Origin of the sequence: Pseudomonas sp. S4_EA_1b, from assembly GCF_016307435.1 — a bacterium.
GTDB lineage: Bacteria > Pseudomonadota > Gammaproteobacteria > Pseudomonadales > Pseudomonadaceae > Aquipseudomonas > Aquipseudomonas rhodesiae.
In genome coordinates, this window is the sequence record NZ_JAEILC010000093.1 from 36111 (window position 1) to 53621 (window position 17511).

Genomic DNA, 17511 nt, shown 5'->3' on the forward strand with positions numbered 1-17511 from the left:
TCACTGCTGGTTTTCGATCTGTTCAGCTCGCGCCTTCCAGTAGTCTTTTCGTTCTTTGTCGAAATCTTCTCGATTGATTTCCGACTCTTTCTGCTTGTTGTGCAGCACATTGTCATTGCCATTGCCACGATGTTCGCTGCTGGTCAGTTCGGCGAGCGGAGAATCCTGCTTCTGACCAATATGGTGGAGTTCGATCGGTTTGCCGTTCGCATCCAGCGGCGCCTTGCCCATCTGCATCCGTTCCAGGTTGGTGTTGCCGAACAGGTCTTTCTGGTCGTAATCGATATCCGTGCGAATCAGCGCATCCTTGCCATTGACCTGCGCCGGTTCCAGGTTGGCATCCTCGTAGATACGAGCTTCGGCCTCACTGCCGATTACATCGAGCACCTCTTCTGGAAAACCCAGGTGCTCTAGGCGTTCGCGTGTTTCGGGAGAGACCTCGGGCAACTCCAGGCGATTTTCCTGGGTGAGCGCCATTGGCTTGTCGAGTTCAGCGACGTTCAGACATTTGTCGGGCATTTCCCGGGCAATCAACGCCAGCTTCGATGGAACCTCGATTTTTTCGGCGGAGAAGTTTTCAAATTTCACAGGACACTCTCTGTTTTACGGCGGGTGCGCCACATGGAATAGATCTCGAGGTGGCTGTCATGCTGCAAACTGAAGTCTTTCATCAGGCATTGTTGGGCGGCTAGGGCCAATTCCTGACCAAGGCCGGCAACACAACCCTTCAGCAATTGGTCAAGCAGATCACTCAGGTGGCCATAATCGGTCGCCGACTGAATCGCCTGCTGCACCAGCTTGCGGCAGCCGAGAAAGTCGACCACCAATTGCGAGGTGTAAGCGAAGGCTTCCGGTTTCCACAGTGTCAGCTGTTGATCTTCCTTGTACTCGTCGAGCGCTTGGAGCAAGGCAATTTTGCACCGGGCAAGCAACGGCAGGTTGCACAAGCCGTTTTCCAGCAGTGCCACCTCTACTTCAACCGGCGTGTTAATACGCTGTGCCAGCAGTAAGCTGAGCAACTGTTGATTGAAGTGGCTACTGTTGATATTGGCATTTGCTGCGGGGCGGTAGATGTAGGTTGTTTCTCGACCGGCGAACTTCCTGACCTGGCACAGCACCGGCTCCAGCCAGTCGTTCTGGTAGACGATGGCAACGCCCTTGGGCAGCTTCGCGATCTCTTCGAGCTGATCATCACGCAGGGCCACGGATTTGCCGATCAGGCGTCGGTCCATCTCATCGGGCAGGCGCATGATGATTTTGGTGTTGGTATTGCGGATCGCTGCGATATCGACCGCATGCGGCGACTGGTCAGCGATGATGAAACCTTCACCATAGGTGCGCATTTCGGCAATCGCATTGGTCAGCATTTCAACCGACTTGCCGACCATGCTCGAGCCTTCGCCCCCCCCTTCGGAAGGGCTGCGTTTGAGAATGTTGTGTGCTTCTTCAAGTACGGTGACGTGACGCAGCGGTTGATTCATTCCGCCAAACGCCATGCGGTGTTCACTCAGGCGCATGATCAGGATGCCCATGATCAGGGCTTTGGTTTCGGACGAGCCTATGCGGCTAAGATCGATGATCACATTGCTGTCGAACAGAACGCTGCTGTCGATTTCATTCGCAGCGAAGATCTGGCCATTCAAGCCGTTGGTGAGGGATTTGATCCGCGTAGACAGCGAACCTATGTAGTTGCCCTTGAGTTCCTGGGAGTAGGCCGATGCTTCGATGACTGTTTCCAGTGTGCTGAGCAGATCGGTGAAGGTCGGGAACAAGCTATCGCTGTAGCGGTTGCTGGACAGCTCCAGGTCCCAGCCACAGGCTTGGTACGCCTGCAGGATCGCTTCTTTGAGCACCGCAGGCATGGCCGCATACATCGGCCAGCACACGTTGAATATCTCCACCAGCCGATCCACATGCTCCAGCACATGGATTGCACTCGGGAAGCGGAAGGGGTTGATCCTGAGCAGGTCGCTGTGGGCCGGGTGGGTGCCGAACACACTGACATCCGAGCGCTGTCCGAAGACGTGCTTGTACTCGCCCTTGGCCGGTTCGATGACCAGGAACGGTACGCCCGCGGCACTGACCTGGTTGAGCATTTCGTATAGCGTGTTGCTTTTGCCGGCACCGGTCGAACCGCTGACGAAGACGTGGCTGGACAGCTGATCCAGGCTCAGTTCAATCGTCTGTGGCAGGTTTTCCCAGAGGTGACGGATGTTGCCCAGGGTCAGCGTCCTGTCCTTGCAAGACAGTGTGGCGTTGCCATCCAGGCGCTGCACCTTGCGCCCGAAAGCCTGGGTCTCGACCACTGACACCGTCGAGGTTGAGCGCCGTGGCAGGCTCATTTGAATGGCCATTTCTTTGCTGGAGATCAGCGTGGCAGGGGTAACATAGCTGATCGGCACCCGCGTCGAGAAGCCAGGCTTGAGCTGCGGATGGCTGAAGGTTGAGAGCCAGCTCAGCACCGCTGACTTGTGGTTTGAGGTCCAGGTGGTCAGGGCGAAGTCTTCGTGGCTGGACTTGCTGCCGCGAACGAGGCCGAGAAAGATGCTTGCCAGTGACTCGGACGATGCCTTGCTGTCGCCGATGAAGTAAGCGGCCGAGTTCCAGCCGCCGTAGGTCTTGGCTTCGTCGATGCGTAGCAGGTGGTGATCGATTTTGCTCAACAGTTGCTCGATGGTCTTGTCGGTCATCTCGATCGAGATCTGGCGGTTGGCGCCGGTGGTCTTGTTGAGCGAGCGGCTGTCGGTTGTGCTGTTGGTCTGGGTTGTCGAGGTGGTCCTGGATGCAGACTCGCTCCAGGACGTGCCGTGGGTTTCGCTGCGGCCTTGGGCGGTGGATTGTGTGGTGCCTGTGGTCCGTTGCTCATTGAACAATGAACCGACCATCTTGCCGCCAAAGGATGCCAATTTGCCGAGCGTGGTCTGCGCACTGAACGACTCGCTGGTTCCAGTCGTTTCAGTGGTCGAGGTACCAATAGTTTCCGACGTACCCCTGGTTTCCGTCAGGCCTAGGCTGTGCCCCAGTGAATCGCTCAGGCCTTGGCTGATGCTGAGCCCGACACTGTCACTTTCCTGCTCACCGAACGACAGTTGCTGCTTGAGCAGTGGCGAGAGCTGAGTTGCGACCTGCTCGTAACCGGCACGGATCAGGTCTAGGTTCTGCGAAGACACCGGCTCGGCCAGAATCACCGCTTGATAGACGCGCTGCTCAGCCGCATCGATAAAGCGCTCAAGCCCCTGCATGAAATGCTCGCGGTTTTCGGTGGACAGCGCCGGCACGCCCGTCACTGCGGTGATACTGGCAGCGGGGTTGTCCTTTTCCGCCTGCAGTGTATCAAGTAGCGAATTGGCGTCCTGGACATTTAGGGCGTGCAAGGCACTGCCCGAGAAGTGCCCCTTGAAGGTCTCGCGTAGCAGTTCGCCGGAGTTTTGCCCGAGCATTTTTCCAGATTCGCCACGGGTACCGATATACAGGTCCGTTTCGCGGCCATCGGAGCGCAGGAAGAGGAATACCGAATACCCGGCGGCCCCCAGTGCGGTGTAGGCCGCGGTCGTGCTTTCGAGCACCGACTGCTTGTTGTCCTGGACGATACGTTCGACACGGAAGATCCGCATGTCGCTCGCCCGGTTGAATAGTACGCCCGCCTCGGTGGAGGAGTGAACCGGGTATCGATCCAGTTCCGACAGGTAGCTGCGATTGATCAGTGCCCGTCCGGCCTCCAGTGTCAAGGCAGCGCTTTGCTGGATTTCTCGGATGGCCAGTGGACTGAGGGTAGTCGTATTCATGGGGTCACTTCACCAGCGCAATCAGAAAGACCACCAGTGCGGCGATGGTGCCACCGATCATCAACGCTGTTTTGAACACAGGGTTGAGCTCCGAGCTGGAAGAGGAGAGGGGGGAGCGTTGCGACTGCGAGGAATGATGCTGTTGTTGTAATGTTGCTGGCGAGGCTTGGCTTGAGGCGGTCTTCGGTTTTGGCGCAATCGCAACGAAGCCTTCTACGCCCCGTTCACGCAGTAACGAGCGTACGTCGATCTGATGCAAGTAGCGTTCTTCGGCGAAGTTGGCCTTCAGGTAGACAACCTGACCGTCGTAGTACTCCGAAGTCCAATGGTTGCGATCCGGGTCCATTGCACGGGCGAAGGCTTTCTCAGAGTAGCTTTCGCAAAGGCCGGGTACTTTGGTTTTGACCCATGACAGCGCTGCACGGAGCTCTTCGCTTGAAAGACGATTGTCGTTCAACTCCATCCGCAGTGCGGTGCGGATCGTTAGCAAGTCACCTTCGTCGACGAACTTCTTGAGGTTTGCAGAGGGTGTGTAATGCATCGACGCAGTCCGGGAATTTTCAACTGTGGCACTCGTCCGCTCGGAAGACGGAACGAAGCCTTTGATGCTCTGTTTGCGGAAGTGATCGCGAACACGGATCAAGTGTTCCAGGCGCTCGCGGGAAAAGTTGTGCTCAGCAAGAATTTTGTGACGGCTGTAGTAAGAGCTGGTCCAACTGACTGGATCGTTGTCTATGGGGCTCTTTGCTTCACCTGCCTCGTAGCTGACAACCAGTTCAGGGGTCTGAGCTTGTGCCTGTGTAAGCACATCCAGCAAAAGTTCAGTGCTGAGTTGGGTGTCATCGAGTGACGCTAGAAAGCCTTTTCGGGCTTTGGAGAGCGTTGCGGTTGAGGTTGTCATATGAGCTCCAGGTTAAACGGCCAAAGTATTGTCGAGTTTGGACTTGAAGGCTTCGATCCAGCTATGCAGTTCCTTTGCCTCTGCAATTGCCCGTTCACGGGCGTTGCGGTCGCTCGTCTTTTCACTCAGTGAAATCAACAGCTCACTGAATTTTGTATCGAACTCCCTGTTCATGAATGCCAGGAATTGGTCGATCAGGCGATTTTTACCGACCTCAATTTCATTTCGGGCGCTGTCCACTAAGCGTTCAAACTCTGCTTCAACGCGGGTGACTCGCTCTTTCCACAAGGCCTCGAGATCTACGAAGGTTTCAGTCCCATACTCATGGACGGTCTTGGTCGAGCCCCAGGAGAAGGGTTTGTACCACTTGCTGGCACTGACCTCGCGGGAGCTGATGACGATCTCTCGCTCCTGGATTTCGTTGTTTTTCACGTTGAGGTTGAACGAAATATCCCCGACCGTTTTTTTGATGCCTTCCAGGATAGGCAACTGCAGGTGTTGGGTATCATTAAACAGGTCGGCGATGTAGCGCTGGTACTCCTGGTGCAGGTCCTGGCGAATGATTTCCTGGCTGGAGCTGAAAACATCCTCATAAGCGTTGATCAGTTTCCTGTGTTGGAACTGAAGCTGCTCTTCGGCCTCTTGGATGCGTGTTTCGGCAATACTTACCGTCACGCTACTGCTAGTGAAGCGCTCCGCTAGCTTTCTCAAAACGGGTTGGATCACGCCTTCGAGTTCAGACAGCTCACGCTCAGTGGCCGCGGGCAGATCTTTACCTTCCCGCGCGATTTTATCCTTGTAAGCTGCCGTGTCGAAACCTTGCTCCTGCCGTTGCTGAAGTGCCTGAATCTCTTCATTGATATGACGGAGAAAGCGCTCATCCTGATCCAACTGCTCGATCAACTCGGCCTCGTTGAGCCCCACCTCGATTGCCTTGGTCATGGCGTCATAAGCGCGCTTCAAACGATGCGGGAAGTTGTACTTGTCGATGTACTCATCGATCATCGCCTCAACTGCCGGGAGGCCGCTACTCAGCAGCAACTCTGAGTGTTTTCTCTCTCGAAGGTTACGTTTGACCCTCGAGCTAATCGGCATGTACTGGAGCAGGTTCATGCTCGGCTCTTCGCTGAACATGTCGGCCATCGCTTTGTATTCACCACGCTCCTTGCGGGTGTGCTCGTCGCTTGGTTTGCGAATCAAGCGCGTGAGGTTAGCGGATACCGGATAGATCTGTGGGTTATGGATATCATTGCTGGTGAGGTACTGGTTGACGCGGGCCAAAACCGAGGGCAGGTCTTCGCCGTTCTCAGGATCGAACACATCCATCTTGTTGATCACGAAGATGAAGCGGTCCTTGCTCTGTTTGCCCCCCTTGCGCATGGTATCGGCGACCAGGCTCAAAAGGTTACGGTCGTCATTTGTGCCTAGTTGGCTGGCGTTGAGCACATAGAGGATCAGCGGGTTGCGCTTGGAGTCCGAGATGAAGCCCATGGTGGTACGCTGGTGTTCTTCATCCTGGCTGTTGTTGGGGCCGGGGGTATCGGTCAATACCAGGCGCACGCTTTCACGTTCCTGAATCGCTTCAATATTGCCTTCGATATCAATTACCTGAGTATCAGTCAGTAGGTTCCATTCCTTGAGCGTTTCCAGGGTGACATTATCATCCTGGCCTACCTTGTCACCGCTACGGTTGAATCGCTTAGCTGTAAAACGCCCCGTCATCGAATCGTTGTCAGTAATCCGGGCAATGGTCGCCGTCGTGGCCTCGTTCGCCGCTGGCAAGAGGTCGCGGCCGAGCATGGCGTTGATCAGCGTCGATTTTCCTGAAGACATCGTGGCCACGACATAGACGTCAAAATCGCGGTTGAACGCTTCGTTGAAGGACTTGCGCACCTCTTCGTTTTCGTTAATGAAGTGCTCAAATTTCGGATGTTCCTGAGCCTCTTGCATCAGCTCGCGAATCTGTTTCAGGCGAGTTTCAGTAGGTACCGTTTCAATCCAGGTCAGCTCGACCTGCATGCCTTTAGCGATGGCCACCTCCGCAGCCTCGACGATATCCAGATAGTCCGACTCTACGCCCTTGAAGGTGATGTGGTAGTTGTTGTCACCATTGAACAGGTTGTTCAACTCGTCGAACAGCTTCTCGACCCAGACCTGCAGTCGCGATTCCTTGTAGCTCGAAAGCTTGCAACCATCTGCGGGGGCTTGCCCGTTGATCAGAAAAGCAGTGTCGACGGTGAATGGGTTGTGCTTGATTTCGATAGCGTTCATGGGTTTTCAACCGATTGCCGTTGATGTTTTATAAGGATTTCAACTGTTTTAAGGCCGCTGATGGCAACCAGTTGTTGTAATTCATTTTTCTCGCAGGCCTGCTCGTCAGATGGCTTGGCCTGATGCTGCCGTTCGAGGCTGGCCAGCGTTTTGAAGACCCGCTTCTTGATAAAGTCGGGTACTACAGTGGCGTGAAGCAGGGCGCGTTTGTTATCGCCGAGATCATCTAGGGCTTGCCGAAGTTTCGAGCGCTGCGTGCGGGTCAATGTCTCTGCCTTCAATGCCTTGCGGGCATAGAGGGCGGTACTGGCCATGGTCGGTATGATCATCGGATGCTCGAAACCTATGGCCGTCAGATAGCTGTACACGCTGCTGACATAGGTGGTGATGTCTTCGCCCCTTTCTGGGTCGAGCAAATCGACTTTATTGAGAATGAAGTAAATCGGGTGGCCAGGCTTGCTGGCTAGTTCATCGCGAAGTTGCTCCAGGAAGGCCCTGTCATCCTGCGTTCCCAGCTGGCTGGCATTGAGCACATAGCACAATGCTTTGAAGGAGACCGTACGTACCGCCTCAAGCATCAATTGAGCATGCCCGTCGTCCTGACTGTTATTCGGTCCGGGCGTGTCATGCAGCACCAGCCCAGGTGCCGGACGTGGCACGATTTTAAAGCTGCCAGCCAGCGTGATGCGCTTAACCTCGGCATTGGCATTCCAGTTACGAACAAGCTCCGCCGAAGTTTTTGGCTGACGTGCTAACTCAATATCGGAGTACGAATAACATGCGCCGCTAAAATACTTCGTACCCTGACGATGTTCGACGCTGGTCATGCAGGCAGTGGTGGCTTCATTGGCCGTGTGTAGAAGCTCTTGCCCGATCAAGGCGTTGATGAAGGACGTTTTGCCGGCGCTCATAGTCGCCAGCACCAATACGTCGAAGGTGTCCGTGGTCAAAGGCCTTCGTGGCCTAGCTGTGGTTGCCTGCGCTTTTTTGGGCGCTGTTTGCTTCATAAACTTATTATCCCTATCGCCCGTCGCGTCGGAACGCGTCTGGCTAGTCGTAATCCATGAGTGCTATAGGGGCGGCGGCAGCGCTATCGCCCCTGGTTAAAATGTCACGCGTTGTTTGCTTGGATGGTGACGTTCTCACAGGTGCGCGACAGAACAGGTCGCAGGGGCAACTTCTGTAGAGCCCGCGCATTCTCTCCAGCTTCTTGTTGATCACATCGATCCACGCCTGAGATCCATGTCACATATGAATGGCGTTATGGGTCTTGGCTGAGGTCAAGCGAGTCATCCTTGTACAAATGCTTGGCTGTCTTGGGAGAGCGCCGGTTAAGCCATCTATCGGCCTGAATCCAATAATCTTTAACGCAATCAATGAATGGCCCCGATGGGGCGTTGCCGACCCGCGGATTTAAGCCAGCACTCCGCTAAAGGTGTTCTGGACCAAGTCCCGGTAACGGTAGAGACCTGTGTCCAGATCGGCATTGCCCTTGATCGAGTTGCGCTTTCTCAGGATCACCGAACGAGTGCTCGAGGTCAGTTGAGGCAAAGTGAGCGGCAAGGGTGTCGCTCACTGTTTACGTTAGGTATTGGCCGCGCTTTCCACCGGAAGTATTGCCAAGTCGCTTTCCATCTCTTCATCGTTTCCCACAGCTGATGCTGGTAGACGCTTGGAGACCGTGACGCCCAAAGCGACGAACTTGTCCACGGTCTTGGCCAGGCTTCCGTGATCCCCTTTCAGAGTATTGACGCTTTCGGAGTAGCTTTTCTGCACCGTAGCGATCTGATTACCGAGCTTGTCCATTTTATCCACGAAGATGCGCAACTTGTCGTAAACCTTGCTTGCCATCGTTGCGAGTTGCAGCGTGCTGCTGTTTTGACGCTGGATGCTCCACAGATTCGATACGACCCTCAGAACCGGCAGCAGTGTGGTGGCGGTGATTATCGCAATACGTTTTTCATATGCAGCCTGGAATACCCCCGGACTGTGCTCGGCCGCGACCAAATATGCGGGCTCAACCGGCATGAATAAAAACACAAAGTCAGGAGAGTTGATGCCGTTAAGGTCTGTATATTTCTTATCGGACAATCCGTTGATGTGGTTCTTCAAAGCCAGAACGTGTGCGGACAGGGCTTTGGTGCGATCTTCGTCGGTTTCGGCGGAAACGTACTCCGTGTAGGCCACTAGCGACATCTTGCTATCGATGATGATGTGTTTGCCTTCGGGCAAATTGACCACGAAGTCTGGTCGATTGTTTCCTGCATCGTCGTCCTTGAAGTTCGCCTCGCGGTGGTACTCGAACCCTTTGCGCAGCCCTGCCTGCTCAAGCAGCATCTCTACCTTTTGCTCGCCCCAGGTGCCTTGAAGTTTTTTGTCACCCTTGAGCGCTTTGGTAAGGTTTGACGCTTCGGTTGTGATCTGGACGTTTAATTCCATCAGCTTGACCAGCTCGCTTTTCATCGAGCTTTGGCCCTGCACGGTATCGGAGTGAACCTGATCCACCCGCTGACGGAATGACTCGAGCTGGTCCTTGAACGGTTTTAGTAGAGTGTCCAGCCCTTGGCGGCTTTGCTCAGAGAAGCTCTGCTGTTTACTGTCGAAAATATGATTGGCAAGGTTCTGAAACTCCTGCTTGAGTTGAACCTTGTTATCTTCCAATAACTGCAGTTTCTCTGCAGCTGAGTGCTGGTCGCGCTGGTGGCGCATATTTATTTCGGCAAGACTCTGCTTCGCAAGGCTGAGCTCCTCTCGCGTAGTGCCTAGTTCTTTGTCTCGTTGGGCCAATGTGTTGCGTAGCGTGTCCAGTTGGTCCTTTTGTTCTGCTGCCTGTCCCAACTGTTCGCGCTGCTTTTTAAATTCTTCCTGGGTATTGTCGAGGCGACTTTGGAGGTCCTTGTTGGCGGTTTTTACCTCCAGGAGCTGATGCGCTTGTTCCGCGCTTTGCCCTAGATGCTCACCTTGTTTTTGCAGTTGTAGTTGAGCTGCTTCAAAACGCGCTTGCAGCTGCGTCAGCGCCTGTTTCAGCTCATCCAACTGCCGTGTCTGCTCCTGGCCTTGCCCAAGCTCCTGTTTTAATTCGCCGAGCTGCAACCGGAGTTGGTTCGTTTCCGTACTGTGTTTTTCAGTGAGGGTGGCGGCCTCTGCGAGTTGCTGCACCTTATCGAGCGTACGTTGCTTCTCAGCTTCCAGCGAAGTCTTGAACTCGCTGAGCTGAATGCTGAGCTGCTTTTCGATTTCTCGATGGTTAGCCAATGCCTCAACGGCCAATTTCAGCTCATGTTGATGTTCCGATTGCTCATGGAGCATTTGCTGCTCGCGTTGCCGCGCAAGCGCGACATCGTTCAGCAATTGCTGGTGTTCAGCCTGATGACTGGCTTGCAGCTCGGAAAACTGTTGGGCCAGCTTGCCTGCTGCGATACGGCTATTGATCCAGAAGCCGATGCCCAGAAACAGTAAGCTGAGGAGCCCGATCAGGGCAGGGTTGAGGTACTGCTGTGCCATCGGTACATCCTTTTATCGCTGGATTGGATTGCAAAATGATGGCACGTTGCGCGTCTGCTGAGAACTGTCAACAAATCGAGCTTGATCTAATGCGAAACGCTACTGAAATTCCCCACGGGACTTCAGTTAGCCTAATGATCCGGGCGGTTTCTTTACCTGTTTAGGAATACAGTGTTTCTGCACCGGACATGCAGCCTGTAACTTAAGCTGGATGTCTTGGTGGAGCATCGCTCCTGTTTATCCCAGCTGCAGCCCATACAAGCAACATCACCCGCCTCTACCAACTCTACCGGGACAACTGCCATGCCTCCCTGGGGCGAGCATGAAGCTCACGAAAGGACGGCAACAACGCTATGGGTATCTGTAGAGGCCGTCAGCGGTTTGGTCGAGATCCCCATCAACCTGTTCTATCACCTGCGTCGTGACGACCTGGCTGGACAGGCAGTCCTCTTCCACCGAACAAGTTATCTCTGCAAGTCGGCTACTAAGGTCTTTGTGGATGGCAGCCATGGCTTTGGCTGCAGCCGAAGTCAAACGCTGAATTACGACAAAAAATAAGTGATTGGGTACCGTGCCGATGACCGCCCTGGCATCAGCCAAGAGCAGTCTATCGGACGGTGTGACCATAAGGGCTACAGGTAACCTCGTTCAGCCAACGACACGCAGCCTTCATGGCCCACCACGACATGATCCAATATCCGGATACCGACCATGTTCAAAGCGTTCTTGAGGGTGGCGGTGAGCGTGCGATCAGCTTGACTTGGCTCCGGATCGCCGGAGGGATGATTGTGAACCATAATTACGGCCGCGGCGTTGTGCTCTAGAGCGATCTTGACCACTTCCCGTGGGTACACGCACGCCCCATCCAACGTGCCTCGGAATAGCTCCCTGAAGCCTATTACCCGGTGCTTGGTGTCGAGCAGTAGCAAAGCAAAGACTTCGTACTCGTGGTACTGCAGCAGTGTTTGCAGGTGGCTGAAGACCTGCTTGGGCTCAGTCAGTGCCCGGCCTTTAGACAGACGACTCATTGCCAGTTGTTGAGCCATCTGTAGGATGTCGGCCTCGGTGACCGGTGATTCCATGACATAGGTGCCGGTCGTCTCACCTGCTTTGAGCTTGTGATATTTCATGGGGGTTCTCTTGAATTGGAAGACATTGGGTCAGGTTGGAAGTGTGATCAGTGGGCGCGAGCAGAGTGGTCACTGCCGCTTTGGAGGGATTTGGATTCCAGCTTTTGTACCAGTGAGGTTTTGGCAGGGGGCGCTGGTTTGGGAGCGGCTTCTGCCTTGCTGGTCTGATCTTCTGCTGTGGGGAAGAACTCCTCGACGATGGCCCCGGTGTCCTCATCGCTGTCTTCAAAGGCTCCGTTGCTAAAGCCCTGTCGTGCCGCGTGATCCAAGGCGGTCTGATCAAAGCCTGCGGCTTGCCGGGTTTCCTCCAGTTGCTTGGCTTCCAGCAAGGCGTCTTCTAGGCTCAGCCCACTGCGCACCGTGATGTCCACGTAGAAAATCGGCGTGCCGTGGCTTTGGCGGGTGGACTTGCCGCGAAGACGCAACTCCAGCGGCAGACAGGAGAGACGGTCTCCGGAAATGGCTTGTAGGTAATGTAGGCGTGCCGCCAGGGTACGGATGCTGTTGTAGCCCGTGGTACGGAAAACAAAGCTGCCCAGCGGATCGTCATCGCCAATCACCACGTTCAGCCGGCCGTAAGGCTTGCAGGCATTGCCTTGAGCCAGTGAACAGCTATCCGGTGAAGGGCAGGGCAACGACTGGATGCCGTCCTTGGTCAAGCGCTTGCAGGTCTCGCCATTACCGACGCACAGTAGTCGTCCTGTAGTGCGGTCGAACAGGCTGTAGTCAGCCCGAAAGTTGAGGTCGGGCTCGTTGAACAGCAGCCGGATCGGAATGCTGCGCAGCTTGCCGTCCTGGCCATTGCGCAGCTCCTCGTTGAGTGGATGCAGTAACCAGCCCTCGCGGCTCTGTACTTGGGAGGTGAGGGTGAATTGATCGTCCTTTTCCGGCAGACGCTTGCCGTTCTTTTCGACGACCTTGCCGATGGAAATGCGGCCCAAAATCGGGGGCGTGATGGCTAAACCTTTGAGCATGAGAGTTCTCCTGTATCTGAAATAAAAACGCCACCGAGACCGCGCAAACGGCCAGGGGGGCGTTGGAGAGAAAGGGCATGGGAATAAGGGAGGAGCGAACAAACGTTCAGGCCAGCAGAAAACGTCGACTGCCGGTTTTGGTGGTCGAGTAGCGCACTTGCAGATGGGGCTTTTCTTTCAGCAGACGGGGGATATCCAGGGCCACGCTGTCTTTGGCTTTCTTCCAAGTGATGTAGCCAGTTGCGAAGATCGCCCGACTGGCATCGCCCATGGCCTGTTGCAACGTTTGCTTGAGCTGAGCTTCCTGCTTCTCCTGCAGAGCAATCGATTTTCGCACGCGCTGTAGTTCGGTAAAGGTCGTACAGAGCCGCGTGTCATGGCTGAAGTCCAGGCTTTGCCCACTGTCCTGCGGATAAAGGCAGCGCAACGCCTGCTCCGCCGAGGCAGATCCGTCTGCCGGCGGCGGGGTATCACTGACGACGTAATCCCAGAACAACCGCTCCAGGTCGATCAGCCGAGCAATCAGTGGTTCATCGCGTTCAATGCGATGGATTTCCAGGTGCTGACCACCGAGCAGTACCGCCACATCAGCGGCCTGCTTGCCGGTGACGGCGAGCTGGTGCATGACTTGCAACTGCACATACTCGGGCACACCCTCCTTCCAGAGGCGTGCGCCGTTTATGCCGGCGGTTTTGCATTCGAGAATCTGCACTTCTGATGCGCCGATCACCTCACGGTCGATATTGGCCAGCATCCAGTTCAACTGCGGAGCCGGGTGTTGCAGCACGGCATTGATCCGTCGCACCCGGTGACCGCTACGCTTGGTGTAATGCGCAGCCACGATAGGCTCCAAAATGTTGCCCCAGTAAGCCGGGCTTTCCTCGTCTTGCGGATCGAGCTTGGGCAGTGATTCATCACGCCCGGTTTTCTCCATCCACAGCTCCAGCTGGGACTTGTACGGGTTAAGCCCGACGGCAGCGGCCGCATCCGAGCTGCCGATACCTAGCTTGCGCACGGCCAGCCAGTCCTCACGCGGCAGTTGTTGGGTACCCACCAGGCGCAACGCCGGACGGGGTTTAGTACTGAATTTTTGCAGCGATTGAGTGCTCATGATCATTTCCTGAGGCATAACGCCCGACCAGCACGAGGCTTACCAGGCGTTTTAAGGAGTGAGAAGAATGAGAAGGGGGTGAGGTTGATGAAGACAGCGAAAACAGGGGCTAAGCTGCAAGTTGTAGCGCAGCCTCCAGCGCCCGTTGCTTGATCTGTGCACCTTGACCGAACCAGGCAGAGTCCATGCGGTATTCGTTACTACGAGCCCTGCGTTCGTGATCGACATACTCGGTCACAGCATTGAGCAAGCCCCACGCAGTTCCTTGGGCCGATTCCAGCGTGGCGCCGCGACCGCCGCCTTCGTACAGGCTTTGAACCTTGCGCAGCGCGCGCTCGTTCGGCAGGACTTCGGGCAGTTTGCTATGGGGGGTTACGTCACACAGCACGTTCATGAAAAAGCCCATCGCTTCATGCCACTGCACCTTGCGTTCAGCCAGATTTTTCATTCGGTACATGAACTCGTCCCACTGTGAGACGGCGATACCCAGCTGCTTTTTCACTGCATTGGGATCAAAGCGGGTGTTGTGCGGCACCTTGATCGCCTTTGTCGTACCGTCCAGGGCAATGGTCAACGTGTTGTTGCAGACTACCCGCACGGTGGTCGGAGTGGCGGTGGTGGCCAAGGTGCCGTCACAGGAGGTGGCAAGCAGCAGGTAGCCATTCACCTCGTCGTTGCCCTTCAGCGCCGTGCCTTGCCCAGTACGGGCCAGAGCCCAGAACTTGCGACCGCCTTTGAGCACTCCAGCGGTTTCCAGCTCGTAGCCGGAAACTTCAGTGAGATCCCTGTAGAACTCCAGTACTTCACGGGGTTGCACAACCTGGTAGCGGTTGGAGACCACCGACAACGGGGCCTTGGTGTCGGAGCGGTACAGCACCTTCTGTTCTGGGAAGGTGTGAATTGAACCCAGTGCACCGATGCTCTCGGATTTGAAATGAACGGGGCTGTCTTGGATCTTCCAGTCCATACCCGCTTCACGCTGCCAGACTTCGAGCGGTTGTTTCGGGGAAAGGCGACTGCCCAGACCATGCCAAGGAGTGGCGCCAACGTAAGCCATTTGTTCAACGAGATGAGCCATGGGAATGATTCCTTGCGAATGAATGCAGAAGAGCGTCGTTGTCAGTGACAAGCGACGCCTGTTCACAACGACTTAACGGTTGACGCTGAAGCTGTAACCGCACGCCAGGCATTGATAGTTGTGAAGGACTTTCTCATCGATCTGCTCGCCCAGCGTGGCCCCCGCGATCCCGCCAGCCACTCCGCCAAACAGACCGCCCAGCAGCGCCCCGGCAATGCTGCCAATGGCGATCCCGACCGGCCCACCGACCACGCCCAGTACGGCACCGGCCTCCGCTCCCGTTAGTGCTCCAGCGGCCCCACTGGCCGCACCTCCTGCTGCACCAATCAAACCACCCGCTTGTTTACCCACATTTTTAGTAATCACACGACCAGAGTTGCAGCTTGGGCAAGGCGTATACATAAAAATTCCTCTCTTATTACTGAGTCCACGTATCACGCAGAAATGCTGAATGACGCGCTCATCGTTGAGCGTTCATCTGGGTGATATAGGTCTGAGATTTTTTTGAATGAGGCTTGCCGAAACAACGTCTCCGCGAGGGACGTAGTGGGCGGTATCTGAATGTGAGGTTTGGCGTTATGGGCTGCTATTTTAGCTATTAATAGCTGGAATAGTGCTGGCTAAGGGGGAGAGGCATTCTGTTTTGAAGGAGTGCAGAGTTGCTGTCTGTCAAAGTGGTGAGCTCCAAAAGCGTAACGTTAGCAAGCGTTACGCTCACGTTCTTTGAGATTTGAGTTGCTGCTTATAGGATTGCCTCGTCCAGTCCTAAAGGGTGCAATGATGTTTAATGAAAAATCAGAAACATTGGTTATGCTTCGCTTGAAAGATGTTTTAAAACGAACAGGTTTTTCTAGGTCAACTATTTATAACAAGCTTAAGGTGGGCTCTAAACATTATGATGCGAAATTCCCAAGGCAGATACGTGTTGGGAAAACATCTGTGCGATGGATTGAAAGCGAAATAAATTCGTGGATGGAAGAATATGTGAGGCTGTCTAGGCAGAGTCAAGGCTCAATGGCGGAAATTATATCTGCAATGGTTGTTTGATATTAGTTGCTTGTATTTGTGGTGATTTATGTATTTTAATTTTTTTAGGCAACAAAATGAAAAAAAATCTTATTTCGGAGATGATTCATATCCGAGTTTGTCGCAGTTTCCCTTGTTGGATGCTGCAATAAATGAGGCTCAAGCAAATATTCAGGCCCCACGGGGATTGATTCAAAATGCGGCCCTAACCGCGATTTCTGCTGTCTTGCAGGGCGATGTAGATGTTCGTAAACCTAATGGTCAGGTCGGTCCGACCTCTCTGATGCTTCTTGCTATTGCTGACTCGGGTGAAAGGAAGTCAACGGTTGAGAATGTTTTCTTGAAGCCGATTAGAGCCTTTCAGGCTAAGCAGTGCGAGGAGGTGAGGGAGAGTCAGTCAGTGTGGAAGATTAAGTACGATACTTGGACGGTTCGACGTAATGGAATATTAAAAGCGATTATGAAAAAAGCATCAAAAGGTCTTCCTGCTGACGAAGAGGAGAAGGTCCTATTGGCTTTACAGAAAGAAGCTCCAGTTAAACCAAAAGAATTTAAGATTTTGTATGAAGACTCAACCTCTGAGGCTTTGTTTCATGGGATGTACGAAAATTTACCTACGGCTGGTTTGATTTCAAGTGAAGGTGGCGGTGTTTTAGAAGGGCGCGCCTTCAATGACCTATCAAAGCAAAATGCCATTTGGAGTGGTGACTCAATCACAATTGATCGTAAGACGGCGGAAAGCTTTGAACTTGTTGACGCGCGGCTGACAGTCTCTCTTATGGTTCAGGAAAGCGTATTTTCGAAGTACATGGCTCATAAAGGCGGGGTGTCTAGGGGGTCTGGTTTGTGGGCGCGTTTTCTAATCTGTCACCCAGCTTCAACACAGGGGACTAGGTATGTAAGCACTCAGGCACCGTCCTGGTATCATCAAACACAATTTGCCTCGCGGTTGGAGCACTTTCTTGAGGCGGGACTTATTTGTTTCAGAGGAAATAAAAAAGAAAAAGAAGTGATCGGATTCGACTCCGAAGCGGCTCGGCTTTGGGTGGAGATTGCGAACGATATTGAGTCAAGGATGTGTGCGGGTGGAATACTTTATGGACTAGGTGATCATGGCTCAAAGTTAATGGAGGTGATTTCTAGGTTGGCTGCATTGCTTCATTGTTTTGAAGGGTTTGAGGGTGATATTTCGACGTCAACCTTGCAGGTGGCAACGGATCTTGCTAAATGGTACTCCAATGAGTTTATAAAGTTGTTTGGGCAGAACTCTAAAGAGAATGATGAAGAGCAGGAATTAAATTGCTGGCTAGATAATTTTCGTAAGGTGGGTAAACGGTTTGTTAAGAAAAATTATATTTTGCAATGCGGGCCTGGGAAGTTTAGAAAGAAATCTGCTCTTGAGTATGTTCTTTTGCGACTAGTAAATAACGGTGCTATCCGGATTTCGAATTATCCTGGTGGTAAAACTGTTTATGTCGATCTCTGTCCTTGGCAGGGTGGTGTGTAGATGATGCCAGGCTCTTCTTGGGGTACTAACTTTTTTGGTTGTTTTTGATGTTTGGTGTTAGGTGTTTACGAGTTGCGTGAGTTTGTTTCTCTCGTTTTTATAAGGTGCATGTTCAAGGTGTCTATTGTTTGATTATGTATTACTATTTAATTAAGTTGTTAGGTTTGTAGTTTGATTGTTGGTTTAATTAAAATAATTATCTAATAGTTAGTTAGTTAGTTAGT

At 53.7% G+C, this 17511-nt stretch carries 13 protein-coding genes and 2 pseudogenes; 3 read left to right on the plus strand and 12 right to left on the minus strand.

Features of this window, described 5'->3' with window-relative positions:
- The 7 genes and pseudogenes from YA0848_RS25615 to rmuC form a co-directional block, all read right to left on the minus strand.
- Positions 1–588: an HNH/ENDO VII family nuclease gene (locus YA0848_RS25615; protein WP_126588262.1), complete on the minus strand. Its 588-nt coding sequence runs from the start codon at positions 586–588 to the stop codon at positions 1–3.
- Positions 585–3785 carry an ATP-binding protein gene (locus YA0848_RS25620; RefSeq protein WP_126588263.1) on the minus strand — a complete coding sequence of 1067 codons (3201 nt, stop codon included), beginning with the start codon at positions 3783–3785 and terminating at the stop codon, positions 585–587. Before YA0848_RS25620 ends, YA0848_RS25615 begins: the two co-directional genes overlap by 4 nt.
- 4 nt (positions 3786–3789) lie before the next feature.
- The gene (locus YA0848_RS25625) at positions 3790–4686 is read right to left on the minus strand and encodes a hypothetical protein (protein ID WP_057711635.1); all 897 of its coding nucleotides are present in this window, start codon (positions 4684–4686) and stop codon (positions 3790–3792) included.
- 12 nt (positions 4687–4698) lie between these two features.
- The gene (locus tag YA0848_RS25630; protein WP_198712535.1) at positions 4699–6957 is read right to left on the minus strand and encodes a dynamin family protein; all 2259 of its coding nucleotides are present in this window, start codon (positions 6955–6957) and stop codon (positions 4699–4701) included.
- Positions 6954–7907, minus strand: a complete 954-nt coding sequence (locus YA0848_RS25635; RefSeq protein ID WP_232925181.1) for a dynamin family protein — start codon at positions 7905–7907, stop codon at positions 6954–6956. The genes YA0848_RS25630 and YA0848_RS25635 overlap by 4 nt, the downstream gene beginning before the upstream one ends.
- Before the next feature lie 478 nt (positions 7908–8385).
- Positions 8386–8484: pseudogene (locus tag YA0848_RS25640) on the minus strand (IS5/IS1182 family transposase); the annotation flags it as partial.
- A 57-nt stretch (positions 8485–8541) separates the two neighbouring features.
- Positions 8542–10461 (minus strand): DNA recombination protein RmuC, encoded by a 1920-nt coding sequence (rmuC, locus tag YA0848_RS25645; protein ID WP_198712534.1) that lies wholly within the window; start codon positions 10459–10461, stop codon positions 8542–8544.
- Between the two features lie 351 nt (positions 10462–10812).
- Here rmuC and YA0848_RS25650 point away from each other — a divergent pair.
- Positions 10813–11019: pseudogene (locus YA0848_RS25650) on the plus strand (YagK/YfjJ domain-containing protein); the annotation flags it as partial.
- Between the two features lie 74 nt (positions 11020–11093).
- On the opposite strand, the gene radC reads toward YA0848_RS25650, so the two are convergent.
- The 5 genes from radC to YA0848_RS25675 all read right to left on the minus strand — a co-directional run bounded on the left by radC (position 11094) and on the right by YA0848_RS25675 (position 15156).
- Positions 11094–11591 carry a RadC family protein gene (radC, locus tag YA0848_RS25655; protein WP_126588265.1) on the minus strand — a complete coding sequence of 166 codons (498 nt, stop codon included), beginning with the start codon at positions 11589–11591 and terminating at the stop codon, positions 11094–11096.
- 47 nt (positions 11592–11638) lie between these two features.
- Entirely contained in the window at positions 11639–12565 is a 927-nt protein-coding gene (locus YA0848_RS25660) for a recombination directionality factor (protein ID WP_126588266.1), read from the minus strand.
- A 106-nt stretch (positions 12566–12671) separates the two neighbouring features.
- Positions 12672–13676: a YqaJ viral recombinase family nuclease gene (locus tag YA0848_RS25665; protein WP_126588267.1), complete on the minus strand. Its 1005-nt coding sequence runs from the start codon at positions 13674–13676 to the stop codon at positions 12672–12674.
- Between the two features lie 109 nt (positions 13677–13785).
- A complete protein-coding gene (locus YA0848_RS25670) occupies positions 13786–14754 on the minus strand; it encodes a DUF932 domain-containing protein (protein ID WP_126588268.1) in 969 nt (322 codons plus the stop codon).
- A gap of 72 nt (positions 14755–14826) precedes the next feature.
- A complete protein-coding gene (locus tag YA0848_RS25675) occupies positions 14827–15156 on the minus strand; it encodes a hypothetical protein (protein WP_126588269.1) in 330 nt (109 codons plus the stop codon).
- A 378-nt stretch (positions 15157–15534) separates the two neighbouring features.
- Here YA0848_RS25675 and YA0848_RS25680 point away from each other — a divergent pair, with 378 nt between their 5' ends.
- Together YA0848_RS25680 and YA0848_RS25685 are read left to right on the plus strand one after the other, a co-directional pair.
- On the plus strand, positions 15535–15801 hold the full coding sequence (locus YA0848_RS25680) for a helix-turn-helix transcriptional regulator (protein ID WP_232925182.1): 267 nt from the start codon (positions 15535–15537) through the stop codon (positions 15799–15801).
- Positions 15802–15829: 28 nt separating this feature from the next.
- Positions 15830–17287 carry a YfjI family protein gene (locus tag YA0848_RS25685; protein WP_198712533.1) on the plus strand — a complete coding sequence of 486 codons (1458 nt, stop codon included), beginning with the start codon at positions 15830–15832 and terminating at the stop codon, positions 17285–17287.
- Positions 17288–17511: the final 224 nt, after the last annotated feature.

Coding starts and splice junctions, on each gene's coding strand:
- YA0848_RS25620 (WP_126588263.1), bottom strand. CDS start 3,785: ATGAATACGACTACCCTCAGTCCACTGGCCATCCGAGAAATCCAGCAA.
- YA0848_RS25625 (WP_057711635.1), bottom strand. CDS start 4,686: ATGACAACCTCAACCGCAACGCTCTCCAAAGCCCGAAAAGGCTTTCTA.
- YA0848_RS25630 (WP_198712535.1), bottom strand. CDS start 6,957: ATGAACGCTATCGAAATCAAGCACAACCCATTCACCGTCGACACTGCT.
- rmuC (WP_198712534.1), bottom strand. CDS start 10,461: ATGGCACAGCAGTACCTCAACCCTGCCCTGATCGGGCTCCTCAGCTTA.
- radC (WP_126588265.1), bottom strand. CDS start 11,591: ATGAAATATCACAAGCTCAAAGCAGGTGAGACGACCGGCACCTATGTC.
- YA0848_RS25660 (WP_126588266.1), bottom strand. CDS start 12,565: ATGCTCAAAGGTTTAGCCATCACGCCCCCGATTTTGGGCCGCATTTCC.
- YA0848_RS25665 (WP_126588267.1), bottom strand. CDS start 13,676: ATGAGCACTCAATCGCTGCAAAAATTCAGTACTAAACCCCGTCCGGCG.
- YA0848_RS25670 (WP_126588268.1), bottom strand. CDS start 14,754: ATGGCTCATCTCGTTGAACAAATGGCTTACGTTGGCGCCACTCCTTGG.
- YA0848_RS25675 (WP_126588269.1), bottom strand. CDS start 15,156: ATGTATACGCCTTGCCCAAGCTGCAACTCTGGTCGTGTGATTACTAAA.
- YA0848_RS25680 (WP_232925182.1), top strand. CDS start 15,535: ATGTTTAATGAAAAATCAGAAACATTGGTTATGCTTCGCTTGAAAGAT.
- YA0848_RS25685 (WP_198712533.1), top strand. CDS start 15,830: ATGTATTTTAATTTTTTTAGGCAACAAAATGAAAAAAAATCTTATTTC.